Genomic DNA, 25,521 nt, shown 5'->3' on the forward strand with positions numbered 1-25,521 from the left:
CCTCTTGGAACATGCACCTGGAGGGGACATAGGGGCGAAAAGCGGAGCGGCGAGGGCCAAAGGCAGAGTTTGGACTGGCCGGAGCGGCCAGCCTTCGCTATAGCATCGGATCAACCCCAAAAGTGGATTGATCCGATGCTATCCTCTCAAGGGAAGAGCATCGTTCGGGCGGATCCGAAGGGCCGCGCAAGCGACCCGTAGGGCCACGTTAGTGAAAACCGGATCCACTTTTCCGCACGATGCTCTACTTTCCTGCGCGACCTCGATCCCACTTGAGACATCATCGACGAAGGAGGTGTCATGGAGCGCGACCCGCTGCGCCTGGCGTGGAAAACCTCTCCGCTCCGTCATGTCCTCGGCTTTGCTCTTCTGGCTCTGTCCGGTCTTCTCCTGCTGGCCGGCCTGGACCTGATCCGGGTCGTGGTGGACTGGGCCGTCTCAGGCACGGGCGGGACGCCGCCTCCCCTGCTGCGCGTCGTCCTCACGCCGCCGGCGGGCATCCGGCCGGAACCGCTCGTTCTGTTTCCGGGAATCCCCCTCGGTCCCGACGTTTTCCTGCTCGCCGCCATCGTCGGCATCCTGCTCGTTCCCCTGCTCATCGCGCTGCTGCTCATCCCCCTCGACTGGATCGCCGTGAGCATCGGCTCGCGCGCCCTGGCGGCGCTCCGCGCCCGGGCTCTCGAGGCCATCCTCAAGGCGCCGCCCACGGCGCAGGAGGATGTCTCCACCGCCACGGCGCTGGCCGCCCACGGGCTTGCCCGGGAAAACTCGGTGCTGGGCCTGAGCCTCTTCGTGCCGGTCAAGCTCGGCGGCATGATCGGGCTCGCCTTCGCGTCCGTGCTCGTGATGGATTGGTCGCTCGGCGCCGTGCTGGCCGCCGTGCTGGCGCTCGGCGCCATCCTGAACGGGCGGCGGGCCCTCCTGCGGTTCGACGCCACCCACGCCCGCCGCCGGGAAGGCGAGGTCGCCGAAGGCATCCTGGCCGATCTCGAACACCGCATCCCGGCCATGCGCGCCCACGGCACCGGCTATTACGAGCGGGACCGGGTGCGCCGTCTTCTCGTCGAGGGACATCGTCCCGTGGCCCGGCGCGAATACCGTCTGGCCCTCGTCGATTCCACCTCGGCCGTCGTGCTCATGCTGGCGCCGGTCGCGGTGCTGGCGTTCGGCGCGTGGTTTGCCCGGTCGCACCCGTTGACGCCGGGCACGGTGGCGGTCTGCGCGCTGGCCTCGGCGCTGGCCGCCTACGGCGTGCGCGAGCTCGTGCACTGGCATCGCATGGCCGTGCGGGCCCGCGCCCTGCTGACGGACGTGGCCAAGAGCCTGTCCGCCCTGACGCCCCGCGACGTTCGGAAGGGCAAGGTCTCGCTGCCGGAGAACGGCGCCTTCGTGGCGCAGGGCGTCTCGGCCTATGACCCCGCGAGCGGCGCGCGGATCACCTCCGTCAACCTGAACCTCGCCTTTCCGTCCCATGTCGCCCTCGTGGGCGACGGCGATTCCGGCCCGCGGCTGCTGGCCGCCCTCATCAGCGGGCAGCTCCACCCTTCGGTCGGGCGCATCACCTATGGCGGCGTCGATCTGGTCGAGGCCAATCCCTTCGAGCGCAGCCAGCGCATCGCCTTCGCGGGCGAGACCGTGCTCATCGAGGGCAGCCTGCGCGAAAACCTTCTCTACGGCAGCCAGGCTCCCGCGGAGGAGCTCGAGCACCGCCTGTCGGAGGCCGTCGCGATCACGGGGCTCGACCGGCTCACCCATGCGCGCGGCCTGTCCGGAACGCTCGATCCCAAGCGGGAGCCCGCGGTGGCGGCGGCCATTGTGGAGGCCCGGCGGTTCGTGCAGTCGGCCCTGCGCGAGGAAGGCCTCGACCGCTTCGTCGATCCCTTCGATGCCGCCCGCTACAACCGCTACGCCACGATCGGCGAGAACCTGCTGTTCGGAAAGCCGGTGGGCGACACGTTCCGGGAGGACCGGCTCTCGGCCCATCCCTACGCACGCGCCATCCTGGAGGCGAACGACCTCACCAAGACCTTGAGCCGGATCGGCCTGTCCATCGCCTCGAGCATGGTGGAGATCTTCGCGGACGTTCCGGACGGGCATCCGCTCTTCGAGCGCTTCTCGTTCTTCTCCGCCTCGGACCGCCCTTATTTCCAGGATCTGGTCGAGCGCCAGAGCAGCCAGCGGCGGCCCGGGCGCGATCAGGAGCGCCTCATCGGCCTTGCGCTGCGCTACAACGAAAGCCGCCACCGCCTCGGGCTCCTCGACGAGGCGCTCGAAGCGCGGATCCTCACGGCCCGCGGCGATTTCGCCAGCATGCTGCCGGTGAGCCTGAAGCCCTCCATCGAGTTCTACGACCAGGCGAGCTTCTGCTCGGCGGCGAGCGTGCAGGACAACCTGCTCTTCGGGCGTATCGCCGCCGATCAGGCCGGCGCGGCGGACGCCGTGCAGAACGTGATCCGCCGGGTGCTCACCGAGCGGGGGCTGGACGGCGAGGTGTCCCGCATCGGCCTCGATCTTCCGATCGACCCGCAGGGCGACGACCTGAGCCTCACCGAAATCGCCGCCGTCGACCTGGTGCGCTGCCTCGTGCGCCGGCCGAGCGTTCTCGTGGTGCAGCGGGCCCTCGACGGGCTGCCGGGACCGGCCGCCGACAGGCTGGTCTCGGCCCTTCGCCGCGCCATGGTCGGCCGCGGGCTGGTCATCGTCACGCCCGCGATTTCCCCGGCCATGGATCATCCGCCTTTCGATGCCGTTATCCGTTTCGAGCGGGGCGAGCCTGTGACGGTTCCCCGGGCGCGGGAACCGGAGACGATGAGTGCATGACGGCCCGCACTTGCTATCCGGAATTTCCTGGGGTCATCTGAATGTGGTGTGCGGTATCGCACAGAGATGGGGTTTCCAGCCGGGCATGATCCAACGATGAGCCGAGTTGCAACTTCCGACGAGCTTCAGGTCCGCTTTTGGGGCATCCGCGGCTCCACATGCGCTTCAGGCCCGCAGTTCGTGGAATTCGGCGGCCATACGGCCTGTGTCGAGATCCGCTGCGGCGAGCGCCTCTTCATCGTGGATGCGGGAACCGGCATCGCGGCGCTCGGCAGCGCGCTCGGCGACGACGTGCCCGACACCATCGACATCCTCCTCAGCCATCTGCACCTCGACCATGTGGGCGGCCTGCCCTTCTTCAAGCCCGCCCTCACCAAGGAGCGGCTGGTCCGCACCTATTGCGGCAATCTCGACGGCGACAGCGCCATGGATTCCCTGGACAAGCTGTTCTCGCCGCCGCTGTTTCCGGTGCGCCTGAGCCAGTTTCCGGCCCAGTTCGAGCATGTGGGCTTCAGAGCCGGGGAAACCCTGACCTTCGACGACGGCGCCAGCGTCGAAACCCATTCCCTGAACCACCCCGGGGGAGCGACGGGCTACCGCTTCCGGCACGGCTGCCGCAGCGTCTGCTACATCAGCGACATCGAGCATTCCGAACCCTGGCCGGACGAGGCCCTCGCCGATTTCGTGCGCGGCACGGATCTCATGATCTATGACGGCATGTTCTCCGAGGCCGAATATCCGCGCTGCCGGGGCTGGGGCCATTCCACCTGGAGGAAGGGGGTGGAACTCGCCGGCGCCGCAGGCGTGAAGGCCCTGGCCATCTTCCACCTCTATCCGGGCCACGACGACGCCTACATCCGCGCCCTGGAAGCCGAGATGCAATCGGTGATGCCGACCGCCTTCGTGGCGCGCGAGCGGCAATCCGTGACCTTGGACGCATCCGGTGGAGAAGCGGTTGCGGATTGGCCCAGGACCGCTAAGGTGCCCGCCGTCTAGCGCATCGTGCGAAGAACCAAGTTCATCCTCGCCGACGCGAATCTTCGGTCCGCATGAAACGACGGGCCGACAAACAGCCGAGCGGGTTATTGCATGCCGACACCCATCCTCGTGACCGGAGCGGCCGGTTTCATTGGCTATCATGTGGCCGAGCGCCTGCTGGCGCTGGGCCATCACGTGGTGGGGGTCGATTGCTTCACCCCCTATTACGACGTCGCCCTGAAGGAGGCGCGCTTCGCCAGGCTCTCGCCCCGCAACAGCTTCCTGGGCGAGCGGATCGACCTGTCCGATCCGGCCGCCACCCGCGACCTGTTCCAGCGTCACCGCTTCGAGCGGGTGATCCATCTCGCGGCTCAGCCCGGCGTCCGTTTCGTCGACCCCACGCCCTATGCCTCGTCCAATCTCATGGGCTTCATGAACATGCTGGAGGCCTGCCGGCACGGAGGTGTCCAGCACCTGGTCTATGCGTCGTCGAGTTCGGTCTACGGGGCGAACCGCAAGCTGCCGTTTTCCGAGCATGACGGCACCGAGCACCCGATCAGCCTCTATGCCGCCACCAAGAAGGCCAACGAGATGATGGCGCATTCCTACGCCTCGCTCTTCGGCCTTCCCTCCACGGGCCTGCGCTTCTTCACGGTCTACGGGCCATGGGGCAGGCCCGACATGGCGGTGTACAAGTTCACCCACGCGATCGCCGAGGGCCGGGAGATCCAGGTGGCCAATGCGGGCCGGGTCTGGCGCGACTTCACCTACGTGGACGACATCGTGGAGGGCATCGTGCGGCTCGTGGAGAAGGCCCCCTCCCCCGATCCGGACTGGAACGCCGAGCGCCCCGACCCGGCCACCAGCGCCGCTCCGCACAGGCTCTACAACATCGGCAACGACAACCCGGAAGAGGTGAACGACCTGATCGCCCTGATCGAGACGGCGCTGGGCCGGAAGGCGAACCGCGTGGACGTGCCCCTGCCGCCGGGCGACGTGCTGGAGACGCGCGCCGACGTGACGGACCTGCGCCGGGACGTGGGCTTCGCGCCTGCGACCTCCCTGAAGGACGGCGTCGACCGCTTCGTCGCGTGGTACCGCGAGTATCACGGGAGCTAAGATGGTCTCCTTCCGGAACTTCGCTCTCGGCGTTCTCGGCCCGCTGGAGAGAGAAACCGTGCTGGCCGGCCTGCTCGTCGTCTCGGCCCTTCTGTCAGCGGCCCTGATCGTGGTGCTGATGCCGCTGCTTCAGCGCTATGCGCTTGCCAGGCCCAATGCGCGTTCGAGCCACCGCATCCCCACGCCGCAGGGCGGCGGCATCGCGGTGCTCGCCGCGACCGTGATCCCGATCGCGATCCTGATGGTCGTCACCGCGCCCGATATCAAGCTGGAATGGGGCAGCGGCAACGGCTTCCGCTTCATCGGGATCGTGCTTCTCGCGGCCATCGGTCTGGCGGTCGTCGGCGCCGTCGACGACATCCGCCCGTTGCCTGCCGTGCCTCGGCTGCTGCTGCAGCTCGTTGCCGTCGCGGCGGTCGTGGGAATCGCCGGCAGGCCCGTTTTCCCGGCCTGGATTCCGGATGGCGTTCAGCTGGCCGTTCTCGTGCTGGGGGGCGTATGGTTCGTCAACCTGGTCAATTTCATGGACGGCCTCGACTGGATCACCGCGGCCGAGATGGTGCCCATCACCGCGTTCCTGGCCGGCCTCGGCATCATGACCGCCACGCCCTTCGTGTTTGTCGCGGCAGCCCTCTGCGGCGCCCTTCTCGGCTTCGCCCCGTTCAACAAGCCCGTCGCGCGCCTTTTCCTCGGCGACGTGGGCTCGCTGCCCATCGGCCTGCTCGTCGGCTGGATGCTGCTCGAACTCGCCGGAACCGGCGCGTTCGTGGCCGCGATCCTGTTGCCGCTCTACTATTTGATGGATGCCACCATCACCCTGTTCAGGCGTCTCGCGAAGGGGGAGCGGGTGTGGGAGGCGCATCGCAGCCACTTCTATCAGCGCGCCACGGACAACGGCTTTTCGATGATGGCCGTCGTCGCCCATGTGCTGGTGCTCAATCTGGCGCTCGCCGCGCTCGCCGGGGTGACACTTGTTTGGCCGTCGAGCGTTGTGCAGGTTGCGGCCCTGCTTGCGGGGCTCGTTCTCGTCGGCCTGGTTCTCAGGCGCTTTTCCCGATCCCGTATGACGGCACCTGTGGAGGTTTCCCGATGAATGCACCCCTGATTGCGCTCACAGGCTCAACGGGTTTCATCGGCCGTCATCTTCTCAGCGAGCTTCCGAAGCGCGGCTATCGGGTCCGGGTCCTGCTGCGCCGCCCCTCGGAGGTGCCGGAAGGCGCCGCGAGCGCCGTGATCGGCGACATCGCCTCGCCCCAGAACATGGCGGCGGCCCTGCGCGACGTGGACATGGTGATCCATTCCGCGGGCCTCGCCCATTCCATGTCGGGCCGTCCCGAGGACGATTACCGGGCCATCAACACGGACGGAACGATCAGGCTCGCGAAGGCCGCGGAACGCGCGGGCGTGAAGCGCTTCGTCTTCCTCTCCTCCATCCGCGCGCAGAGCGGGCCGGTGGCGGACGGCGTTCTGACCGAGGACATGGAGCCCAGGCCCACCGATGCTTACGGCCGCTCGAAGCTCGAGGCGGAAAAGGGCTTGGCCGACCTCGCCATCGACTGGGCGGCGCTGCGCCCGGTGCTCGTCTACGGGCCGGGCGTGAAGGGCAACATGGCGTCGCTCCTGGCTCTCGCCCGTTCGCCCTGGCCCCTGCCGCTGGGCGGCCTGAAAGCCAAACGCTCCCTCGTGTCCCTCGACAATCTCGCGGGCGCCCTCGAGACGCTTCTGAGAGCCTCCGGCCCCCTGCGGCGGCCCTTCATCGCAGCCGATCCGGAACCGCTGAGCGTGCCTGAGATCATCGGAGCCCTGCGCAAGGGAGCCGGACGCGGGCCCGGCCTGTTCCCCGTGCCGTCCTTCGCCCTGGCGGCGGCGGCGGCGCTGACGGGGCGGGGCGAGGCCTACGAGCGCATCGCCGGCTCTCTCGTGGCGAGTCCCGAGGCTCTGGCGAAGCTCGGCTGGCGGCCGGTCAACGGGACGCGAGACGGGCTGGCGCAACTGGCGCGGCATGCTGCCGATTCTGCTCCCGGCGCTTAAATTCGGGGATCGCTTCCTCGAACACCCGCTCGGCCGCCGCCCGGTCGCCGGCTGCGACGGCCCTCACCAGGATCTCGAGCCACTGATCGACCTTGGCGCGATCCGCGAAGATGGGCTTGGCGGCCATGACGCCGTCGATGCCGATCTCGGCCATGGGCTCGTCGCGGGCGAAAAGGATCTCGTGCAGCCGCTCCCCCGGCCGGGTGCCCATGACGGCGATCTCGATGTCCTCGCCCGGCTCATAGCCGGCGAGGCGGATCATGCGTTCGGCCAGCTCGTAGATGCGGACGGGCTGGCCCATCTTCAGCACATAGACCGAGGCACGCTCGTAGGAGCCGTCCTCGCCCGCAAGACCGTGACGCCCGTCGTCCGCATGGGACGCGGAGGTGAGCACGAGATCGGCCGCCTCGCGGGTCGTCATGAAGTAGCGCACCATGTCGGGATGCGTGACGGTGACCGGGCCGCCGCGGGCGATCTGTGCCTTGAATTTCGGCACCACGGACCCGACCGAGCCCAGCACGTTGCCGAAGCGCACGGCGATGAGGCGGGGTGCGCCGTTGTGGCCGTTGAATTCCGCGTCGAGAGCCTGGGCGTACATCTCGGAAAAGCGCTTGGTGGCGCCGAGCATGGAGACCGGGTCGATGGCCTTGTCGGTCGAGATGATCACGATCTCGGACACGCCTGCCTTCACGGCGGCATCCGCGACGTTGACCGAGCCGAACACGTTGGTCTTGATGCCTTCGGTCCAGTTCCGTTCGAGATAGGGAACCTGCTTGAGAGCGGCGGCGTGGAAGACCACGTCGGGACGGAACTCGTCCATCACCTCCTGCACGCGCGCCCTGTCGCGCACGTCGGCGATGACCCCGTCCACACGGGCATCGCTGGCGATCAGCGAGGGATGCTCCAGGATGTGGTGCAGGGACGGCTCCGAACTCTCCAGGATCATGAGATCGCTCGCCCCGAAAGCCACCACCCGGGTGCAGATCTCCGACCCGATGGAGCCGCCGCCGCCGGTCACGAGCACGCGCTTGCCGCGAATGAAGGTCTCCAGCCGCTGCCGGTCGATCTGCACGGTCGGGCGCAGCAGGAGATCCTCGATCTCCAGCGGTGCCAGCTCCGCGTCGCGCATGCCTTCCCCGAGGCTCGTGACGCGCACCAGCGGCAGGCCGAGGCGGCGGGAGCGGGCCAGCAGCATGTCCGGGTTGGCCTCGGGCGAGAGCGCGCCCGGCGTGGCCACGAGGCGGCGGATCACCTCGCCCCGGGCCCGGAAGTCCTCCACCACCTGGTCGAGATCGGCGAACGTGCCCAGCACCGGCACGCCGCGGATCGACTGGCCGAGATCGTCGGTGCGGTAGGACAGAATGCCCTTCGGACGCATCTTCTTGACCGTGCCCGCCTCGATGGCGCGCAGGATGATCTCGATGTCGCTGCCGCGACCGAGAAGCAGGGTCGGCGTGTTCGAGTCGCGGCCGAGGGTGTGGCGCGAGCGGGCAAACTTGAAATAGCGGAAGGCCAGGCGCGGGCCGCCCAGCAGGAACATCTGAATCAGCCAGTACAGGGCAATCGTGATCTTGCCGAAGAAGAACGAGCCGTAGAACTGCGGCGAAAGAACGATGTAGTCGATGATCAGCAGCGCGAGCGCCAGGACCGTGGAGGCCCGGAAGATATTGAAGAGATCCGGCAGGGAGGCAAAGCGCCACTTGGACCGGTAGAGATCAAAGAACCAGTAGACGACGCTCGCGAAGACGATGAAGAGCGGCAGGAAGGCGGGCAGATAGACCAGGCGCTCGCTCAGCACCGCACCCTCGAAGCGCACGAAGAACGTCGCGACGACGGCCACGCCCGTCATGACGAGGTCGTGCACAATGATAAGCGCTTTCTTGAAATCCTGCCGATTCATCGTCTTGCCGTTGCCTGAAGTGGGGGTATCGATCCAGCTCTCCGCTTTGTCAATGCGATGCTGTTACAGAATTTCAGATCATTGGTCGTCCCGGTGTATCTCCGGGAGCGGGCGATCCGCCACCACGATGAGATGGCCTCCGTCCCGGGAGACATGAGCCTGGATGCCGAAATGGGTGGCGAGTGCCGCCTCGGTCAAAACCGTCTCCGGTCCTCCCGAGGCGGCAACCTTTCCTTGATCGAGAAGGATGATCTCATCTGCGAAGCGTGCGGCCAAGGTCAGATCGTGCATGATGACCGCCACCGTTCTGCCGGCCCGGGCCTGACGTCTCAGCACGTCGAGCACGACGAGCTGATGACGAGGATCGAGCGCGGCGACCGGCTCGTCCGCCAGGAGCACGGGTGCCTGCGTCGCCAGGGCGCGGGCCAAAAGGACGCGCGCCCGCTCTCCGCCCGACAATTCCGTCGCGGCGCGGCTCGCGAAACCTTCGAGGCCCACCGCATGGATGGCGGCCGTCACCGCCTCCCGTCCGGCCGGGGAGAGGCTGCCGGGTCGCTCGCCATGGGGAAGGCGGCCGAGGGCGACCACATCGATCACCGGAAGCGGCCAGGCGATGGTGCCGCCCTGAGGCAGGTAGGCGATGGAGCGCGCCCGCTCCGCATCCTTCATGTTGGCGATCAGCTGCCCGTCGAGGGCCACCTGCCCTCCCGCCGGCTCGAGAAGGCCCGCGAGCGCGCGCATCAGCGTCGTCTTGCCGGCCCCGTTGGGGCCGACGACAACGGTGAGGCGGCCGGGCCGCAGGGCGAGGTCGATCTTTGAGAGCGCGTGGCGCTCGCCGAGATCGACCGAGAGGCCGCGGGCGTGAAGCTCCGTCATGCGGGCATCTCCACCAGCTCCGCCTTGCGGCGGGCGATCACCCAGAGGAAGAACGGAACCCCGAGAATGGCCGTGAGCACGCCGATTTTGATCTCGGTCTGCGAGGGGATGAGGCGCACGGCGCAGTCGGCGGCGAGCAGGAGCGCCGCGCCGACGAGACCGGACGGCACGAGGGTGCGGGCCGGGTCGTAGCCCACGAAGGGGCGCGTCAGATGGGGCGCCACGAGGCCCACGAAGCCGATCGAGCCCGCCACCGCCACCGAGGCTCCCGTCCCGATGGCCGCTCCCGCCACCAGCAGGAGCCGCAGGCGCATGACGTTCGCCCCGAGGCTGCGCGCGGTCTCCTCTCCCAAGGCCAGCGCCCGCAACCCGTTCGTGGAGGACAGCACGAGCCCCGAGGCCACCAGGATGAAGGGTGCGGCGAGCCAGACATGGACCATCGAACGATCCTCGAAGGATCCCAGGATCCAGAACACGATTTCCGTGACGGCGAACGGATTGGGCGACAAGCTGATGGCGAGCGAGGTGCCTGCCCCGGCCAGGCTCCCGACGGCCAACCCCGAGAGGACGAGAACCACCACCGTGGCCCTGCGCCCGGCGACGGCGACCACGAGCGCCACCGAGGCGAGCGCCCCCAGGATGGCCGCGAAGGGCAAAAGCCAGGATAGGGCGCCCACGAGACCGGAATAGATCACCAGCACCGCCCCGAAGGCGGCGGCCTGCGGCGCGCCGAACACGGCAGTGTCGGCAAGGGGGTTGCGCAGCAGCCCCTGCAGCCCCGCTCCGGTCAGCCCGAAGATCCAGCCGATCAGGATGGCCAGCAGCGTTCGCGGCAGACGGATGTCGCGCACCACGACGGTGGCGCTGCCCTGGTCCGAGACAAGCGCCGTCACCGCCCGGAGGGGCGCGATCGGGGCTGGCCCGACGACGAGGGAGGCGACGCTCAAGCCTGCGATGACGAGGATGAGGCCGGGGATGAGGGGCAGCCGGGACAAACGCATGATGGAACTGGTGTTGACCCGTCCGGGATAGCAACGCCGCCGCCGGGTGTCACCCTATGTTACGGGTTCGATCTTCCCATTCTTCCGTGGTACGAACGCATCCACATCACCGCGCATCGCTTGAGGGACCGGCATGAACCGTTTGTTCGCGAACCTGCCCACCACTGTTTTCGAGGTCATGTCGAGCCTCGCCCGGGAAACCGGCGCGATCAATCTCGGCCAGGGCTTCCCGGACGATCCCGGGCCGGAGGACGTGCGGCGCGCGGCGGCGGACGCGGTGCTGAACGGCTACAACCAATATCCCTCGATGATGGGCATCCCCGAGCTGCGCTCGGCCATCGCGGCGCATTACCGGCACTGGCAAGGCGTGGACCTCGACGCGAACACGGAGGTGATGGTGACCTCGGGCGCCACCGAGGCGCTGGCGGGCGCGATCCTCGGCATCGTGGAGCCGGGCGACGAGGTGGTGCTCTTCGAGCCCATGTACGACGCCTACCTGCCGCTGGTGCGGCTTGCCGGCGGCGTGCCGAAATTCGTCACCCTGCAGCCGCCCCATTTCCGGCTCACCGAGGAGGCCCTGTCCCGGGCCTTCTCGCCCAAGACCAAGGCGGTGGTGTTCAACAACCCGCTCAATCCCACGGCAACCGTGTTCTCCAACGAGGATCTCGCGCTACTCGCGGAGTTCTGCCGCAGGTTCGACGCCATCGCGATCTCGGACGAGGTGTGGGAGCACGTGGTGTTCGACGGCATCAAGCATCAGCCCGTGCTGGGGCTGGAGGGCATGCGCGATCGGGCGGTGAAGATCGGCTCGGCGGGCAAGATCTTCAGCCTCACGGGCTGGAAGGTCGGCTTCGTGGCCGCGGCCCCCCACATCATGAAGGTGCTGGCGAAATCCCACCAGTTCCTCACCTTCACCACCCCGCCGAACCTGCAGGCCGCCGTCGCCTACGGCCTGGCCAAGGAGGACAGCTATTTCGACGGGATGCGGGCAAACTTCGCCCGCAGCCGCGACCGCTTCACGGCGGGGCTGAGGACGCTCGGCTTCGACGTGATCCCGAGCCAGGGCACCTATTTCCTCAACATCGACATCTCGGCCCTCGGCGAGACCGACGACGTCGCCTTCTGCCGCCGCCTCGTCATGGAGCACGGGGTCGCGGCCATTCCCGTCTCGGCCTTCTACGCCGAAGGCGCGGTGAAGAACGTGGTGCGCTTCTGCTTCGCCAAGAAGGACGCGACGCTGGATGCGGGTCTGGAGCGGCTCGCGGACGTGGTGAAGCGGGCGGCCTGAGACCCGTGCGCATGAAACCTCTGGGGCAGCATCCCCGCCTGCGCCGCGCCTCATCAACAGCCCGTCCCGGACGGCCTTGACGACGGACACAAGAGGATTTCAAGTAAGCGTCTCGCCGGCCACGGCTTTTCTCTCTTTCCAGAGGAGTTCCCACCCCTGATGATCCGTCTTCTCGCTTCGGTTGCTCTGGGCTTCGGCCTTATCACCGCCGCCGCCGCCCAAGAGCGTGTGGTCAACGTCTATAACTGGTCCGATTACGTGGATCCCAAGGCGCTGGACGAGTTCACGAAGGAAACCGGCATCAAGGTGGTCTACGACACCTACGACAACAACGAGATCGTCGAGACCAAGCTTCTGGCCGGCAAGTCCGGCTACGACATCGTCGTGCCGTCGGGTCCCTTCGTGCAGCGGCTGATCGGCGCCAAGGTGTTCCAGAAGCTCGACAAGGCGAAGCTTACCAACCTCCCGAACCAGTGGCCGGAGATCACGAAGAACCTCGCCGTGTTCGATCCGGGCAACGAATACGCCGTGAACTACATGTGGGGCACCACCGGCATCGGCGTGAACGTGAAGAAGGTGAAGGAGATTCTCGGCGACGTGCCGCTCAACACCTGGGACCTGGTGATGAAGCCGGAGATCGCCTCCAAGCTCAAGGCCTGCGGCATCTACATGCTGGACAGCCCCGAGGACCTCTTCCCCGGCGTTCTGGCCTATCTGGGCCTGAACCCCGATTCCAAGCGCAACGAGGACCTGACCAAGGCGGGCGATGCGCTCTTCCGCATCCGCGGCAACATCCAGAAGTTCCACTCCTCCGAATACATCAACGCGCTCGCCAACGGCGATATCTGCGTGGCGGTGGGCTATTCGGGCGACATGATCCAGGCCAAGAAGCGCGCCGAGGAGGCCAAGAACGGGGTCGAGATCGCTTACGTGATCCCGCGCGAAGGCGCGCTGATGTGGTTCGACAGCTTCGTGATCCCGGCGGACGCCAAGAACGTGGCCGAGGCGCACGCGTTCATCAACTTCATGATGAAGCCCGAGGTCGCCGCCATGAACACGAACTACGTGTCCTATGCGTCCGGCAACCTCGCCGCCAAGCAGCATGTCGACCCGGCGATCCTCAACGATCCCGGCATCTATCCGGACGAGGCCACCATGAAGCGCCTCTTCACCAACACGGCCTACGACGAGCGCTCGCAACGCACCGTCACCCGCCTGTGGACCAGGGTGAAGACGGGCCGTTAATCGGCCGCTCAGGTTCGATCGCGCATGAGTGTTGCGCCCATCAAGCTCCGCCCTCGGGCGGAGCTTTCGTTTTGGAAAGGACTTTCGACCATGCGCCTCGCCCTCGCAGCGGCCTTTGCCACGGCTCTCGGCCTCGCCTCTCCGGCCCTCGCCCAGACTCCTCCCGCGCCGCGCCAGCCGACGATCAGCGTCATGGGCACGGGTGAGGCCGAGCTGAAGCCGGATTTCGCCACCATTCTCGTCAGCGTGGAGACCAGGGGCGATACGGTGACCCAGGCCTCGAACGCGAACCGCGCGGGCACCGAGCGCGTGCTGGCCCGCATTCAAGGATTGGGGATCAAGAAGGAGGACATCCAGACGGCGAACTTCCAGGTCTTCCAGACGCCGCCGCAGATCGGGCCCGACGGCAAGGAGATCAAGCAGCCGAAGTTCTCCGCGACCCATCGGCTGCGCGTCAAGACCCGCAACATCGACGGCGTCGGACAGCTTGCGGGCGAGATTCTCGCCAGCGGTGACATGACCTTCCAGTCCGTCTCCTTCGGGCTCGACCGCCAGGAGGAAGGCGGCGATCAAGCCCGCGAGGCCGCCGTGCGCGACGCCAAGCGCCAGGCTGAGGTCTACGCGAATGCGGCCGGCGTGACCCTGGGCCGTTTGGTCGAGATCCGCGACGGCTCCGCCCAGCCTGTCGAGCCGTATGCGGACATGCGGATGGAGATGAGGGCAGCCAAGAGCGCCGAATCCGTTCCCCTCGTGCCGCCGGCGACGATCCGCTACACCGCGAACGTGCAACTCGTCTGGGAGCTGGCGCAGAAGCCCTGATCGGGCTCGCGCATCGGATGGACGGATGGTGAAGCCAGGCGCACCATGATAGATTGACGGCTCGTCCATGGAGCCTATCGATCCGATCGCTCTCGCCATCCGGTCGCCTCGTCGAGTCCCCGGTGACGTCTGCGGTCGAACAGGATCGGCTCATCTCTTCGCAGGCGGGTCAGCCCGCATCACCTGGCAGGAGACCGGCCCGATGACGAAAACCGTCACCTCCCTCTTCCATAGCGCGCGGCACGCGGACATCGCAGCACACCGTCTGGAGCAGGCCGGCATCCCCAGGAGCGGGATCGACATCTGGTCGACTTCGATCAACCTCGCCCCCCTTCTGGAGGACGCGGGCGTGTCGCGGGCCGACACGGATGCCTATGTGGAGGGCGTGCTTCACGGCGGCTCCGTGGTCATCGTGAGCTGCGCCGACGACGAGGTCGGCCGGGTCGTGCAGATTCTGGACGATGAAGGCGTGCTGGACCGCGACGAGCAGCAGGCGTCCGAGCGAACGGAAGAGCAGGAAGAACCGGCCTCCGCCGATCGGCCGGACGGGGCGGGGGACCGCCGGGTTCGCATCCATTCCCGCGAGGACGACCGCCCGGCGCAGACCTAGAGCATCTTGTCACGCAAAACCGCTTCTCACTTTTTACGTTCGATGCTCCTGGCACCTCTCACGCGAAGAGCCGCAGGCGTCAGGCGGCCCTGACGCTGGCGAGGAACCGGTGGATCTCGCGGCCGAGACGCTCCGCCTGTTCGTCCAAGGCCGTGGAGAGCCGCGCCACGGCACGGGCCGCATCGAGCGAGCGGACGGCCACGTTCCCGGTGGTCTCGATGGCCGAAGCCCCGGCCTGCGCCTCCGACGACACCTGCGCGACGGAACGCGCGATCTCGGACACCGCCACCGTCTGCTGGCTCACCGTTCCGGCGACCGCCGACACTACCCCGGCGAGATCGTCCACGGAGGCCTGCACGGAGCCGAGCGCCACGAGGGTCTCACGGGAGGCGGCCTGGACCGCCTCGATCTGCCGCGCGATCTCCTCGGTGGCCTTGGCGGTCTGGCCCGCCAGCTCCTTCACCTCGGAGGCCACCACGGCAAAGCCCTTGCCGGCTTCGCCCGCGCGAGCCGCCTCGATGGTGGCGTTGAGGGCCAGGAGGTTGGTCTGCGAGGCGATGGAGCGGATGAGATCGGCCACCTGCCCGATATGGGACGTGGCCTCCGCCAGGATTGTCATGCTGCCGGAGGCGCCGCGCGCTTCCTCGACGGCACGCTGGGAGGCCTCCGCCGAGGCGCTCGTGCGAGCCGCCACGTCCGCCAGCGAGGCATCGAGCTCCTCGGCCGCGCTCGCCACCGTGGCCATGTTCTGCGACGTGCGGGAAGAGACGCTGCCGGCGACCTGCGCCTGCTGGGTCACCTGATGGGCCGAGCCTTCCAGCTGCCCGGAGGCCGTGGCGAGATCGCCGGTCGCGCGGCGGACCTCTCCGAGGATCTGCTCCACGGAGGCGTCGAACCCGGCGATCGCCTCGGCGATGACTTCGGCGCGCCGGGCCTCGAAGGCGGCCTGCCCCTCGCGCTCCTGCGTCAGCCGCTCGCGCTCGCGGGCATTGTCGCGGAAAACCAGAACCGTGCGGGCCATCGCGCCGATCTCGTCGGATGCGGCGGTCGAGGGCACCTCGACGCGGGCATCCCCGTCGGCCAGGCGCTGCATCGCCTGCTGGAGACGGGTCAGAGGCAGCGAGATCGAGCGCCCCACGAGAAGGTTGAGCGCAAGCCCCAGAAGCAGCGTCAGGCCCATCGCCCACAGGATCAGCGTGAAGGTGCGCTCCTGCGAGGCCGTAAGGGCCTCGGCCGTCCGCTCCGCTTCCGCATTAACCTTGGCCAGGAGCTGATCGAGAACGGGCACGATCAGGTCGAATTGTCCCTTCAGACGCTCGCTCTGCCCGGATACCTGCTGTTCCAGCTCGGTCCAGGCGCCGAATGCGGCCCGATAGGCTTCGCCCGCCCGCTCGATTGAGGCCTTCTCGGCCGAAAGACCACCGGGCAGCTGCGCCAGGGCCCGGGTGAAGCGGCCCTGGTCGACCTCGAAGGCACCCAAAAGGGTCTCGTCCATGACGTGACGGAGGCGGGCCTCCTGCCGGAACATTCCCAGGGTGGCGGCCCATAAACGGAAGGCGGCCGCCTCGCCGCTTCCGGTGAGCGGCCTGATCAGCTTTTCGAGGTTGTCCTCCGCCGCGAGAAGGCGCCCCAGCGCCCCTTCATGGGCCATGTAGCCGAGGCCGGCATAGAGCTTGTCGAGGGCTGTCCCCTGCTCGATCAAGACGGCGGATTTCTGCTGGAGATCCTGGATCTCGTCCCTGATCAGAGCCGCTCCCGACGCCGCCCCCATCCCGTCGAGCTCCGCGGCCAGGGCCTTGTGCTGCGCCAGGAAGGCTTGGCCATGGTGTCCCTGGCGGGTCGCGACCCAGTCCTGGGTGACGGCCTTCAGGGCATCGACCCGGCCCCGGAACTGATAGGCTTTCTCGGCCAGAACGAAATAGATCCGCTGCGTCCTGAGGGCGTTCTCCACCTCGCCACGGCCGATCTGAAACACGGCGCCGATCACCGCGAAGCCCATCACCATGACGCCGCTCAGGGTCGCCACGCGCACCCTGACAGACGGCCAACGCAACCCGGCACGGTTCAGCATTGCCCTTGATCCCCTTTTATGGGAAGGACAATAATCAGCCTAGCTTGCGTGAAGATGGCGCCGCTGAGGTGAGATCAGGCAGCCTTGGGCAGTTCGGTCATGATCGCGTAGAGGGCGGCCGCATCCTTGGTGGCGCGCACCCGCTCGATGAGGCCGGGCTCGCGCAGCACCCGCGCCACGCGGGCCAGGGCCTTCAGGTGGTCGGCTCCGGCGCCCTCGGGTGCCAGGAGCAGGAACAGCACGTCCACCTGCTGACCGTCGAGGGCCTCGAAATCGATCGGTTTCTCAAGCCTTGCGATCAGGCCGAAGATGCGGGTCAGGCCCGACAATTTGCCGTGGGGAATGGCGAGTCCCTCTCCGATCCCGGTCGAGCCGAGGCGTTCGCGCTGGAGAAGGGCCTCGTAGATGGCGCTCTCGGGCAAGCCGGTGAGCTTGGACGCATGGGTGGCCAGCTCCTGGAGCGCCTGCTTCTTGCTGCCCACGCGCAGGGCGGGCAGAACGGCCTGAGGGTCTAGAAAATCCAGCAAGGGCATTGATCACGCTGCATTTGGGTGTGAAGGCTTTCAGGCCTCTCACCGTTCCAGGCAAAAACCAGGCCAAGAGGGATTAACCCCATCAAGGCTGAGCGGGCGGTGGGTCGACCCAGCCGATCGCCCCGTCACCGCGGCGGTATACGACGTTCACGCGGCCGGTGCTAGCATGGATGAACACGAGAGCGGCAGCTCCCGTCAGATCGAGCCGCATCACGGCCTCGCTGACGGAAAACCGATGAAGCGGCTTCGTGGTTTCCGCAATGACCACAGGATGATAGCTCTCCTCCTCCACGGCTTCGTCGGTGGGAGCCTCGAAGACCGCATAGGGGGCTTCCAGGCCGGTTTCGCGCGCTTGGCCCGGACTGGCATGGTCCTTGAGCCGCTGCTTGTAGCGGCGCAGGCGCTTCTCGATGCGAATCGCCGATTGATCGAAGCTGGAATAGGCATCCTGGGCGGCGCCGGAGGCCTCGATGGTGATGCCGGACGTCAGGTGAAGCACGCAATCGGTGCGAAATCCGGTGCCGTCCCTGGCAACCGTGACGTGGCCGGAATAGCCTCCGTCGAAATATTTCGACATGGTGCCCGCCATGCGCGCCATCACCTGGGATCGAAGGGCCTCACCGATATCGAGGTTCTTTCCCGAAATCCTCAGCGACATGGCGGTCTCCCTCTCAAAATGCCCATTTGACGGGACTGGTTGGGCGCATGATGCCCGGAACCACCGGCAAAGCAAACATATTTGCGGCGGCTACGACATCCTGAACCGGTTTCTCCTGCGGCGCTGCGCCGAAGAGGGAATGCGCAGGACCTCCCGGTATTTGGCGATGGTCCGGCGGGCCACGGCGATGCCTTCCGCTCTCAAGACTTGTGCAAGTGCCTCATCGGAGAGCACACGCTCGGGGGTCTCGGCCTCGATCAGCTGACGGATGCGGTGGCGCACGGCCTTGGCCGCATGCTCCCCCTCGCCGGTCGCGGCGCTGAGGAAGAACCTCATGGGATGGGTGACGCCGCCTGAGCCGATGGCCTTGTTGGCCACCACCCGGGAGATTGTCGATTCATGCATCCCGATGGCTTCGGCCACGCTCTTCAGGGTCATGGGCCGCAACGCCGCGATCCCCTCCCGGAAGAAGCCCTCCTGCTGACGGACGATCTCGCCCGCGACCGTCAGGATGGTCTTGGCCCTCTGGTCGAGGCTGCGGGTGAGCCAGCTTGCGCTCTGCAGGCAATCGGAGAGGAAGCTCCTGTCCTCGTCCCGCCGCACGGCCTTTGCCACTTCGGCGTAATAGCTGCGGTCGAGCAGGATGCGCGGGAGCGTGTCGGGATTGAGCTCCACGATGAAGCCGCCGTCCGCCGCCGGCCGCACCAGCACGTCGGGAACGAGAACGTCGAAGGGAGCTGGCGTGAAGGCAAGGCCGGGCTTCGGCTCCAGCCGGCGGATCTCCGCCAGCATGTCGGCGAGATCCTCCCGGTCCACGCCGCAAAGCGTCTCGAGCGTGGCGAAATCCTGCCGGGCCACGAGATCGAGGCGCGAGAGCAGGATCTGCATGGCGGGGTCGAGCCTGTCCCGTTCCCGCAACTGGATTTCCAGGCACTCCCTCAGGTTTCGGGCAGCGATGCCGCAGGGCTCGAAGGATTGGACGAGCCGCAGAGCGGCCTCGATGCGATCGGGCGACACGCCGAGCCGGTCCGCCACCGGCCCCAGCCCTTCGGCGAGGTATCCGGCCTCGTCGAGGGAATGAATGAGATGCCGGCCGATCTCGCGCAGGGGAGGATCGGCGGATGCGAGCTCGAGCTGGGCCTCGAGATGCTCCGTCAGGGTCTGGGCCCCCGCGAGGGTGGCCTCCAGCTCGGGGCCCAGCTCGGCATGGGAGGCCGCCCCTTGGGACGAGGCTCCGGCCGCGCCGCCGCTCCGCGACGGCGGGGGCCCCGGGATCATCCGTCCGCCGGATTGCGCATGTCTCTGCTTGGCGCGCAGGAAATCGGCGAGGCTCGGAAGGGGGCGATCCCCCTGCGCCTCCGCCTCCTGCAGGAGCGGATTGCGCTCGAGCTCCGCCTCCACATAGGCAACCAGTTCCGCGTGGGAGAGCTGCAGCAGCTTGATGGATTGCACGAGCTGGGGAGTCATGGTCAGGGACTGGCCCTGGCGCATCTCGAGCCGTTGCATCGCACTCATCGCCGCATCCTTCGGGCATGCTTCTTGCATGCCTGATTCTTGTACTGCGGTGCCGGCCGTAACGTCAAAAGGCGGATCGCCTCGATCCTGGACCTCTCTCCGATGCGCTCTCCTGGGAGTGGAGCATCGGATTAGAGACGGAAATCCTCGCCGAGGTAGAGACGGCGCACGTCCTCGTTGGCCACGATGGCGTCCGGCGAGCCTTCGGTGAGCACGCGGCCGGAATGGATGATATAGGCGCGGTCGATCAGGCCCAGGGTCTCGCGCACGTTGTGGTCGGTGATGAGAACGCCCAGGCCGCGGCGGGTGAGGTGCCGCACGAGGTTCTGAATGTCGCCCACGGCGATCGGATCGATACCCGCGAAAGGCTCGTCCAGCAGCATGAAGGTGGGTTCGCCCGCGAGCGCGCGGGCGATCTCGCAGCGGCGGCGCTCGCCGCCCGACAGCGCGATGGACGGGGCCTTGCGCAGGCGCGTGATGTTGAACTCATCGAGGAGCGCATCGAGCTTGCGCTCGCGCTCCTTCCGGCTCGGCTCCACGATCTCCAGGACCGCGCGGATGTTGTCCTCCACGCTCAGGCCCCGGAAGATCGAGGCCTCCTGCGGCAGATAGCCGATGCCCAGGCGCGCCCGGCGATACATGGGAAGGCCCGTCACGTCGTGCCCGTCGAGGCTGATCACGCCGCGATCCGCCTGCACCAGCCCGGTGATCATGTAGAAGATCGTGGTCTTGCCGGCGCCGTTGGGGCCGAGAAGGCCCACCGCCTCGCCGGCGCGCACGTTGAGGCCCGCGTCCTGCACCACCGTGCGGCCGCGATAGCTCTTCTGCAGGCCCTTGACGGCCAGAATGCCCGGACCGCCGAATACGCTCGTATTCTCCGTGCGGCCGAAGACATGCGGCGCCGGACCGGTCGTCTGGCGGGCCAAGGTCGTCGTGTCCGCCGGGGCGGATTGGGCGCGGTTGAAAAGAGACTTCACGGGATCCATCACCACAAAGAGAAGGCCGGATCTCCTCCGGCCCTGTGAAAGGAGCTACGGCCTGGGCTTGGCGTTGCCGGCCCCGGTCGGAGCCGGTCCGCCGCTGCCGGGCACGAACAGCGCCCGCACGCGGCCGCCGGGCTTGGTGTCGATGCTCGCGACACCCGTATTGATGTCATAGACCACGCGCTCCCCTCGAGTCACGTTGGGACCGTCGCTGAGGGCGGCGTTGCCGTTGAGCAGGATCTTGTTGGCGCCCCGGTCGAAGGTGGCATTGTCGCCGGTGGCCACCTGCGTTTTGGACACGATGGTGACCGGTCCCTTGCAGTCGATCTTCCTGATTGCGCTCTCGCCGGGCGCCTGCGAGGGTGCCGCGGCGGGCTGCGCGGCAGGCTGCGCGGCGCCGCCTTCCCGGTTCTGCTGCTCGTAGAACACGGTCATGGCGGTGCACTTCATGGTGCTCTCGCCCTGAACGGCCACCACGTCGCCGGAGAATACCGCGCGTCCTTCCCTGTCGAACACTTCGAGCTTATTGGCGTCGATCTTGATCGGCTCCTTGCTGGACCCGAAATTGCCGAAGCCCACCGCGCGCTCCTTGGAGGACTGGGCCCAGGCGGCGGAGGTCGCGGCCGGAACGAGGAGCGCGAGAGCAAGCGCGTGGCGTGCGAGACTCATCATGGACGAACACTTGTCGGTTGAGCCGCCGGGCGTTCGGCGGCAGGAGGGGAGACGGGGGCCTTGGAATCCGTGGCCGGCGGGGCGGGAGCATCAGGCTCGGGGGCCGTCGAAGGCATGAAGGTGGTGCGGACGCGCCCCTTGAAGCTGAGGACCTTGCCGTTGTCGACGACCTTCAGCCCCTCGGCCTCGATCCGGCCGTTGCCGCCGAGGATCACCGTGACGGGCTCGTTGGAGGTGACCCCGCCGGATTTGAAATCCACGAAGGCGGATATCATCTGGACTTCCTGGCCCGCATTCGTGGTCACGCGGACGCCCTGGTTCAGGTTCATCTGCTCCTTCTGGGTGTCCAGCACGCCCATATTGGCTTCGAGCCGGGCAACGCTGCCTTTGTCGTCGGTGACGATGCGAGCGCGCAGATCCTTCAGCTCCACGAAATTGGGCTTGCGCACGTCCTGCGTGGCGGCGCTGGCGGTCACCTCATAGGGCCTGTTGTCGTTCTTGAACCCGGTGAGCCTGGGGGCCTCCATGGTCACGTTCGTGCCGCTGACCCCGATATTGTCGAAGCTCAGGTTCTCGATCTGCTTGAAGGGTTCGAAATAGGCGAAAAACCCCACGACTCCCATCGCGAGGACGGACCCGACGGGAATGGCGAATTTCGCGAAACGCACCCAGCGGGAATGGCGTCGGGCCTTGTTGAAGGCGCGCGTGCGCGCGGCCGGCCTCGAGGCCGGGCTCCCCTGCATCGTGGTGCCCTGAAATCCCGCCACGTTGAATCCAATCCCTTCCGTCTCACCGCTCCAGGCGCCATGCCGATCGGTGATGGCGATGTTATGACGGATATGGGGTTTATGCGGGAAAGTTTAAGCCTGCGTCAACTATGCGCGAAAATGTCGGTCTCGGGCCAGCCGAGAAGGTCAAGCTGCGCCCGGGTCGGCAGGAAGGCGAAGCATTGATGGGCGATGCCGAGCCGGTTTTCCCGTTCCAGCCTCTGGTCGAGCTTGTCCCTGAGGGCATGGAGATGCAGCACGTCGGAAGCCGCATAGTCGAGCTGGGCGGGGGTAAGCGTCTCGGCCCCCCAATCGGAGGATTGCTGCTGCTTGGACAGCTCGATCCCGAGAAATTCCCGCACGAGATCCTTCAGGCCGTGCCGGTCCGTGTAGGTGCGCACCAGCCTCGAGGCCACCTTGGTGCAATAGACCGGCCGCGGCATCACCGCGAAGGCATGGAAGATCACCGCGAGGTCGAAACGGGCGTAATGGAAGATCTTGAGGACGCTCTCGTCCCCCAGAACCCGGATCAGGTTCTCGGGCCGGGGTCCGTCCTTGAGGATCTGCACCACGTCGGCCTCGCCGTCGCCCTTCGAGATCTGCACCACGCAGAGGCGGTCGCGATGCGGGTTGAGGCCGAGCGTCTCGGTATCGATCGCGATCGCGGAGCCGGGCTGATAATCCGCGGGCAGGTCGCCGCGATGAAAGCGCGTTGTCATGGAGGGTAAGCCAGTTGCGAAAGATGCCAGGTGCGGCTCTAGCCTGTCTTAAGGCGATCTTCAACGATCAAGACAAGCCCCGCGCGAGGCGGGGCTTGTCCGGATGGCATAAGGCCAGCCTCAGTAGCAGACCTCGACCCGCCGCCAGACGAGGCGGCCGTAGCGGTTGACCACGCGCCTGCGCTCGAGCACGCAGCGCGGGCCGTAATAGGCCGGCCTGTAATAGGGATAACCGTAACCGTAATACGGGCTCGCGATCGTGCCGAGGGCGAGCCCCCCGAGCAATCCCGCCACAACCGCACCACCGCCATAGCCATAGCTGCGGCGATAATAATAGGGATAGCCGCCATAGTAATAGCGCCGCCCGTAATAGGCCGGGCGATAGCCCCCGTAGCGCCGCCCGTAATAGGTCGGGCGATAGCCCCCGTAGCCGCGACCGTAGTAGCGGGCGCCTCGGTAATACCGGGGGCCGGCAACCGCCCTTTGCCGATAGACCGGCGCCCGAATGGCGGCCCGGGAGCCCATTCCCCGTTCGAAGCGGGGCTGCGCCGAGGCGGGGCTCGGCTCGAGGGCTGGGGCACCGCCCAGGAACAGGGCCGCAGCCATCAGGATTTTGAACGATGCGCGCATGGCATCCTCCAGGACACGTTACGCTTGAACAACGGGTTTCCGCCATCCCGTGTTCCGCTTCGGGCCGATGCGCGCCCGGCCGGGAAGGCCGATGTTCTTCAAGGACTTCCCGGTGACTGGAAAAACGGGCTTTCGCCCTCCGGTGCCGGATATTGCGGCTGCATCACGAGCTGTTCCAGAACAGCCATCAGGGTTTCCCGGCTGACGGGCTTCTCCAGCCACGGCACGTTCTGCAGCTCGAACGGGCCCTGGGCACTCGGAGGCAGGCCGGAATAGATCGCGAAGGGAACGCCACGGCTCCTCAAAGTGCGGGCAATCTCCACCGATGTCCCGTCCTTGATCATGATGTCGAGCAGGGCGATGTCCGGGGTATCGTTCTCGAGCCAGTGCAGGGCCTGGGCCTTGCTCATGAAAGGACCCTCCACCGCGAAGCCGGCGTCCTCGAGCGAAGCCTCGAGCGACAGGCCGATCAGAGCTTGGTCTTCCACGATCATGCAGCGTGTCGGGGGCATGGGATCTGCTTACCTGTCAGGTCGATCACAGGCTCAAGGAGGCCTGGAGGGCAGTAGGGTAAGGCTGGTGGGGCGAATCAAGGCACCGAGCCACGAAGAGTTACTTTGGTCACTTTCGCTTGGGCCTTCATTCACCTATGTGATTCTCGGATTTGGGAAAGCTTAACCCTTCAGGACGAAGCTAACCCTTCGAAGATCCATTGCCACGCAAGCCTTTTCCTTCGATGGTGGAACTGCGCTGCCGGTAAAGACTTGCCGCCTTCCGCGGGCTCATTAGTTCCGAGACGTCCGGCCTGCCGGGAAAGCGGCGGAGCTTCACATAGGTTAATGCATCAGTCCCCCAAGAGGCGTCTGTTCGTGAGTTCTGAAATGGGAAGGGATGCGAATGGCGGCTGAGACACCCCTGAAGGAGCAGATGCTCGCCGCCATTCCTCATCTGCGCGCATTCGCGATCTCTCTTTGCGGCAGCGTCGACCGCGCCGACGATCTGGTGCAGGGCGCCCTTCTGAAGGGCCTGAGCAATCTCGACAAGTTTCAGCCCGGCACGAGCATGCAGGCGTGGCTCTTCACGATCCTGCGCAACGATTTTCTCACCCAGGCCCGTCGCAAGAAGCGGGAGATCGAGGATCCGGAAGGGTCATGGGCCGAGAAGGTGGCCGTGATGCCGGAACAAGGGTCACGGCTCGATTTCGATGACATGCTGAAGGCCCTCGCGCAACTTCCGCTCGACCAGCGCGAGGCGCTCCTGCTCGTGGCGGCGGAGGGGCTGACCTACGAAGACGCCGCGCGGATCTGCGGCACGAATATCGGCACCATCAAGAGCCGCATCAATCGCGCACGCCGCCGGCTCACGGAGCTGATGAACTTCGATGCGCAGGACGACCTGGGCCCCGACCGCCTCGTCAAGGCCGCGCTCTTCATGCACAGCTCGGCCTGACCGCAAAACGGCTCGGGCAACAGGCCGGAAGCGCCGCCAGGCGTAAAGCATCGGACCCAAAAGTGGATTTGCACTTTTGGGTCCGATGCTTTCTCCCTGAGGAAGGAGCATCGTTTGTTGCGGCCCTCTGGGTCCGCACGATGCTCCGGGCCGGCGGCCTTCCTCCTTTCAGGCACGCATCACGGTTCGGTGCCGGCTTCGCGTCGGCACCGTGATCCGCAGAAAAGGGTTCCGCCGTTACGCGGCCTTGCTGTGCTCGATCTGCTGCGGCTGAGACTTGACGCTGGTCGCGATCTCGATCCGGCGGGGTTTCAGGGCCTCGGGCACCTCGCGCTTCAGATCGATCGTCAGCAGACCGTTCTCGAGGCTCGCGCCGGTGACCTTCACATGGTCGGCGAGATTGAAGGTCTGCTTGAAGGCGCGGGTCGCGATGCCGCGATGCAGATATTGCTTGCCCTCCTCGGAGCCTTTCTTCTGGCCCGTGACGACAAGCTGGTTCTCTTTCTGGGTGATCTCGATCTCATCGGTCGAGAAGCCGGCAATGGCCATGGTGATGACGTACTGGTCCTCGCCCGCCTTCTCGATGTTGTAGGGCGGCCAGTTGGCCATGGAATCGATCTGCGAGGACTGGTCGAGCAGATCGAACAGCCGGTCGAACCCGACCGTGGAGCGGTAGAGGGGAGAAAAGTCGAAAGCGGATCTCATAGCTACATCCTCCAATGAGCAACGTAACCACAAGGACGCCGGACACCCGCCGGCGCCCGTATGGCCAAGCCGCAAAAGGCCTTGGCGATCATGATGTTAGGATTGCCGCGTCCAATTTTCAAGAGGGTCTTC

Annotated in this window: 24 protein-coding genes; 10 read left to right on the forward strand and 14 right to left on the reverse strand. The window is 66.7% G+C overall.

Annotated elements, in window-relative coordinates:
• Positions 1-300: 300 nt before the first annotated feature.
• From E4K09_RS26940 to E4K09_RS26960, 5 genes are all read left to right on the forward strand, one after another.
• Entirely contained in the window at positions 301-2,820 is a 2,520-nt protein-coding gene (locus E4K09_RS26940) for an ABC transporter ATP-binding protein (RefSeq protein WP_134500691.1), read from the forward strand.
• Between the two features lie 96 nt (positions 2,821-2,916).
• Positions 2,917-3,816, forward strand: a complete 900-nt coding sequence (locus E4K09_RS26945; protein WP_134500692.1) for an MBL fold metallo-hydrolase — start codon at positions 2,917-2,919, stop codon at positions 3,814-3,816.
• Positions 3,817-3,909: 93 nt separating this feature from the next.
• The gene (locus tag E4K09_RS26950; protein WP_134500693.1) at positions 3,910-4,917 is read left to right on the forward strand and encodes an NAD-dependent epimerase/dehydratase family protein; all 1,008 of its coding nucleotides are present in this window, start codon (positions 3,910-3,912) and stop codon (positions 4,915-4,917) included.
• Between the two features lies 1 nt (position 4,918).
• The gene (locus E4K09_RS26955) at positions 4,919-6,010 is read left to right on the forward strand and encodes an MraY family glycosyltransferase (RefSeq protein WP_134500694.1); all 1,092 of its coding nucleotides are present in this window, start codon (positions 4,919-4,921) and stop codon (positions 6,008-6,010) included.
• A complete protein-coding gene (locus E4K09_RS26960; RefSeq protein WP_134500695.1) occupies positions 6,007-6,948 on the forward strand; it encodes an NAD-dependent epimerase/dehydratase family protein in 942 nt (313 codons plus the stop codon). Before E4K09_RS26955 ends, E4K09_RS26960 begins: the two co-directional genes overlap by 4 nt.
• Here E4K09_RS26960 and E4K09_RS26965 read toward each other — a convergent pair.
• The 3 genes from E4K09_RS26965 to E4K09_RS26975 form a co-directional block, all read right to left on the reverse strand.
• Positions 6,881-8,848 (reverse strand): nucleoside-diphosphate sugar epimerase/dehydratase, encoded by a 1,968-nt coding sequence (locus tag E4K09_RS26965; RefSeq protein WP_134500696.1) that lies wholly within the window; start codon positions 8,846-8,848, stop codon positions 6,881-6,883. The two genes, E4K09_RS26960 and E4K09_RS26965, sit on opposite strands and share 68 nt — an antisense overlap.
• 78 nt (positions 8,849-8,926) lie before the next feature.
• A complete protein-coding gene (locus E4K09_RS26970; RefSeq protein ID WP_134500697.1) occupies positions 8,927-9,724 on the reverse strand; it encodes an ABC transporter ATP-binding protein in 798 nt (265 codons plus the stop codon).
• Positions 9,721-10,725, reverse strand: coding sequence for a FecCD family ABC transporter permease (locus E4K09_RS26975; protein ID WP_134500698.1), 1,005 nt, complete (start codon positions 10,723-10,725; stop codon positions 9,721-9,723). Before E4K09_RS26975 ends, E4K09_RS26970 begins: the two co-directional genes overlap by 4 nt.
• A gap of 133 nt (positions 10,726-10,858) precedes the next feature.
• Between E4K09_RS26975 and E4K09_RS26980 the strand changes: the two genes are divergently transcribed.
• The 4 genes from E4K09_RS26980 (at position 10,859) to E4K09_RS26995 (ending at position 14,687) form a co-directional block, all read left to right on the forward strand.
• Positions 10,859-12,013 carry an aminotransferase gene (locus E4K09_RS26980; protein ID WP_134500699.1) on the forward strand — a complete coding sequence of 385 codons (1,155 nt, stop codon included), beginning with the start codon at positions 10,859-10,861 and terminating at the stop codon, positions 12,011-12,013.
• 159 nt (positions 12,014-12,172) lie between these two features.
• On the forward strand, positions 12,173-13,258 hold the full coding sequence (locus tag E4K09_RS26985) for a polyamine ABC transporter substrate-binding protein (RefSeq protein ID WP_134500700.1): 1,086 nt from the start codon (positions 12,173-12,175) through the stop codon (positions 13,256-13,258).
• 90 nt (positions 13,259-13,348) lie between these two features.
• Positions 13,349-14,077, forward strand: a complete 729-nt coding sequence (locus E4K09_RS26990) for an SIMPL domain-containing protein (RefSeq protein WP_166802538.1) — start codon at positions 13,349-13,351, stop codon at positions 14,075-14,077.
• A gap of 202 nt (positions 14,078-14,279) precedes the next feature.
• Positions 14,280-14,687: a hypothetical protein gene (locus E4K09_RS26995; protein ID WP_134500702.1), complete on the forward strand. Its 408-nt coding sequence runs from the start codon at positions 14,280-14,282 to the stop codon at positions 14,685-14,687.
• Positions 14,688-14,766: 79 nt separating this feature from the next.
• On the opposite strand, the gene E4K09_RS27000 is transcribed toward E4K09_RS26995, so the two are convergent.
• The 10 genes from E4K09_RS27000 to E4K09_RS27045 all read right to left on the reverse strand — a co-directional run bounded on the left by E4K09_RS27000 (position 14,767) and on the right by E4K09_RS27045 (position 23,747).
• The gene (locus E4K09_RS27000) at positions 14,767-16,758 is read right to left on the reverse strand and encodes a methyl-accepting chemotaxis protein (protein ID WP_134500703.1); all 1,992 of its coding nucleotides are present in this window, start codon (positions 16,756-16,758) and stop codon (positions 14,767-14,769) included.
• A 74-nt stretch (positions 16,759-16,832) separates the two neighbouring features.
• The gene (ptsN, locus tag E4K09_RS27005) at positions 16,833-17,291 is read right to left on the reverse strand and encodes a PTS IIA-like nitrogen regulatory protein PtsN (RefSeq protein ID WP_134500704.1); all 459 of its coding nucleotides are present in this window, start codon (positions 17,289-17,291) and stop codon (positions 16,833-16,835) included.
• Between the two features lie 82 nt (positions 17,292-17,373).
• Positions 17,374-17,949 carry a ribosome hibernation-promoting factor, HPF/YfiA family gene (gene hpf, locus E4K09_RS27010; RefSeq protein ID WP_134500705.1) on the reverse strand — a complete coding sequence of 192 codons (576 nt, stop codon included), beginning with the start codon at positions 17,947-17,949 and terminating at the stop codon, positions 17,374-17,376.
• Positions 17,950-18,039: 90 nt separating this feature from the next.
• On the reverse strand, positions 18,040-19,464 hold the full coding sequence (gene rpoN / locus E4K09_RS27015) for an RNA polymerase factor sigma-54 (protein ID WP_134500706.1): 1,425 nt from the start codon (positions 19,462-19,464) through the stop codon (positions 18,040-18,042).
• A gap of 131 nt (positions 19,465-19,595) precedes the next feature.
• Positions 19,596-20,450 carry an LPS export ABC transporter ATP-binding protein gene (gene lptB / locus E4K09_RS27020; protein ID WP_134500949.1) on the reverse strand — a complete coding sequence of 285 codons (855 nt, stop codon included), beginning with the start codon at positions 20,448-20,450 and terminating at the stop codon, positions 19,596-19,598.
• 45 nt (positions 20,451-20,495) lie between these two features.
• The gene (locus E4K09_RS27025; RefSeq protein WP_244610717.1) at positions 20,496-21,119 is read right to left on the reverse strand and encodes an LptA/OstA family protein; all 624 of its coding nucleotides are present in this window, start codon (positions 21,117-21,119) and stop codon (positions 20,496-20,498) included.
• Positions 21,116-21,886 carry an LPS export ABC transporter periplasmic protein LptC gene (gene lptC, locus E4K09_RS27030; protein ID WP_134500707.1) on the reverse strand — a complete coding sequence of 257 codons (771 nt, stop codon included), beginning with the start codon at positions 21,884-21,886 and terminating at the stop codon, positions 21,116-21,118. The genes E4K09_RS27025 and lptC overlap by 4 nt, the downstream gene beginning before the upstream one ends.
• A gap of 104 nt (positions 21,887-21,990) precedes the next feature.
• On the reverse strand, positions 21,991-22,605 hold the full coding sequence (locus tag E4K09_RS27035; RefSeq protein WP_134500708.1) for a ribonuclease D: 615 nt from the start codon (positions 22,603-22,605) through the stop codon (positions 21,991-21,993).
• A 120-nt stretch (positions 22,606-22,725) separates the two neighbouring features.
• Positions 22,726-23,235 carry a hypothetical protein gene (locus tag E4K09_RS27040; protein ID WP_193557362.1) on the reverse strand — a complete coding sequence of 170 codons (510 nt, stop codon included), beginning with the start codon at positions 23,233-23,235 and terminating at the stop codon, positions 22,726-22,728.
• 98 nt (positions 23,236-23,333) lie between these two features.
• Complete coding sequence (locus E4K09_RS27045; protein WP_134500709.1) at positions 23,334-23,747, reverse strand: response regulator; 414 nt, start codon at positions 23,745-23,747, stop codon at positions 23,334-23,336.
• Positions 23,748-24,132: 385 nt separating this feature from the next.
• Between E4K09_RS27045 and E4K09_RS27050 the strand changes: the two genes are divergently transcribed.
• Complete coding sequence (locus E4K09_RS27050) at positions 24,133-24,684, forward strand: sigma-70 family RNA polymerase sigma factor (protein ID WP_134500710.1); 552 nt, start codon at positions 24,133-24,135, stop codon at positions 24,682-24,684.
• Between the two features lie 237 nt (positions 24,685-24,921).
• On the opposite strand, the gene E4K09_RS27055 is transcribed toward E4K09_RS27050, so the two are convergent.
• A complete protein-coding gene (locus E4K09_RS27055; protein WP_134500711.1) occupies positions 24,922-25,389 on the reverse strand; it encodes an Hsp20 family protein in 468 nt (155 codons plus the stop codon).
• Positions 25,390-25,521: the final 132 nt, after the last annotated feature.

The sequence above is a fragment of the Microvirga pakistanensis genome, from assembly GCF_004458765.1.
Classification (GTDB): Bacteria; Pseudomonadota; Alphaproteobacteria; order Rhizobiales; family Beijerinckiaceae; genus Microvirga; species Microvirga pakistanensis.

Coding starts and splice junctions, on each gene's coding strand:
- E4K09_RS26940 (WP_134500691.1), top strand. CDS start 301: ATGGAGCGCGACCCGCTGCGCCTGGCGTGGAAAACCTCTCCGCTCCGT.
- E4K09_RS26945 (WP_134500692.1), top strand. CDS start 2,917: ATGAGCCGAGTTGCAACTTCCGACGAGCTTCAGGTCCGCTTTTGGGGC.
- E4K09_RS26950 (WP_134500693.1), top strand. CDS start 3,910: ATGCCGACACCCATCCTCGTGACCGGAGCGGCCGGTTTCATTGGCTAT.
- E4K09_RS26955 (WP_134500694.1), top strand. CDS start 4,919: ATGGTCTCCTTCCGGAACTTCGCTCTCGGCGTTCTCGGCCCGCTGGAG.
- E4K09_RS26960 (WP_134500695.1), top strand. CDS start 6,007: ATGAATGCACCCCTGATTGCGCTCACAGGCTCAACGGGTTTCATCGGC.
- E4K09_RS26965 (WP_134500696.1), bottom strand. CDS start 8,848: ATGAATCGGCAGGATTTCAAGAAAGCGCTTATCATTGTGCACGACCTC.
- E4K09_RS26970 (WP_134500697.1), bottom strand. CDS start 9,724: ATGACGGAGCTTCACGCCCGCGGCCTCTCGGTCGATCTCGGCGAGCGC.
- E4K09_RS26975 (WP_134500698.1), bottom strand. CDS start 10,725: ATGCGTTTGTCCCGGCTGCCCCTCATCCCCGGCCTCATCCTCGTCATC.
- E4K09_RS26980 (WP_134500699.1), top strand. CDS start 10,859: ATGAACCGTTTGTTCGCGAACCTGCCCACCACTGTTTTCGAGGTCATG.
- E4K09_RS26985 (WP_134500700.1), top strand. CDS start 12,173: ATGATCCGTCTTCTCGCTTCGGTTGCTCTGGGCTTCGGCCTTATCACC.
- E4K09_RS26990 (WP_166802538.1), top strand. CDS start 13,349: ATGCGCCTCGCCCTCGCAGCGGCCTTTGCCACGGCTCTCGGCCTCGCC.
- E4K09_RS26995 (WP_134500702.1), top strand. CDS start 14,280: ATGACGAAAACCGTCACCTCCCTCTTCCATAGCGCGCGGCACGCGGAC.
- E4K09_RS27000 (WP_134500703.1), bottom strand. CDS start 16,758: ATGCTGAACCGTGCCGGGTTGCGTTGGCCGTCTGTCAGGGTGCGCGTG.
- ptsN (WP_134500704.1), bottom strand. CDS start 17,291: ATGCCCTTGCTGGATTTTCTAGACCCTCAGGCCGTTCTGCCCGCCCTG.
- hpf (WP_134500705.1), bottom strand. CDS start 17,949: ATGTCGCTGAGGATTTCGGGAAAGAACCTCGATATCGGTGAGGCCCTT.
- rpoN (WP_134500706.1), bottom strand. CDS start 19,464: ATGAGTGCGATGCAACGGCTCGAGATGCGCCAGGGCCAGTCCCTGACC.
- lptB (WP_134500949.1), bottom strand. CDS start 20,450: ATGGATCCCGTGAAGTCTCTTTTCAACCGCGCCCAATCCGCCCCGGCG.
- E4K09_RS27025 (WP_244610717.1), bottom strand. CDS start 21,119: ATGATGAGTCTCGCACGCCACGCGCTTGCTCTCGCGCTCCTCGTTCCG.
- E4K09_RS27035 (WP_134500708.1), bottom strand. CDS start 22,605: ATGACAACGCGCTTTCATCGCGGCGACCTGCCCGCGGATTATCAGCCC.
- E4K09_RS27040 (WP_193557362.1), bottom strand. CDS start 23,235: ATGCGCGCATCGTTCAAAATCCTGATGGCTGCGGCCCTGTTCCTGGGC.
- E4K09_RS27045 (WP_134500709.1), bottom strand. CDS start 23,747: ATGCCCCCGACACGCTGCATGATCGTGGAAGACCAAGCTCTGATCGGC.
- E4K09_RS27050 (WP_134500710.1), top strand. CDS start 24,133: ATGGCGGCTGAGACACCCCTGAAGGAGCAGATGCTCGCCGCCATTCCT.
- E4K09_RS27055 (WP_134500711.1), bottom strand. CDS start 25,389: ATGAGATCCGCTTTCGACTTTTCTCCCCTCTACCGCTCCACGGTCGGG.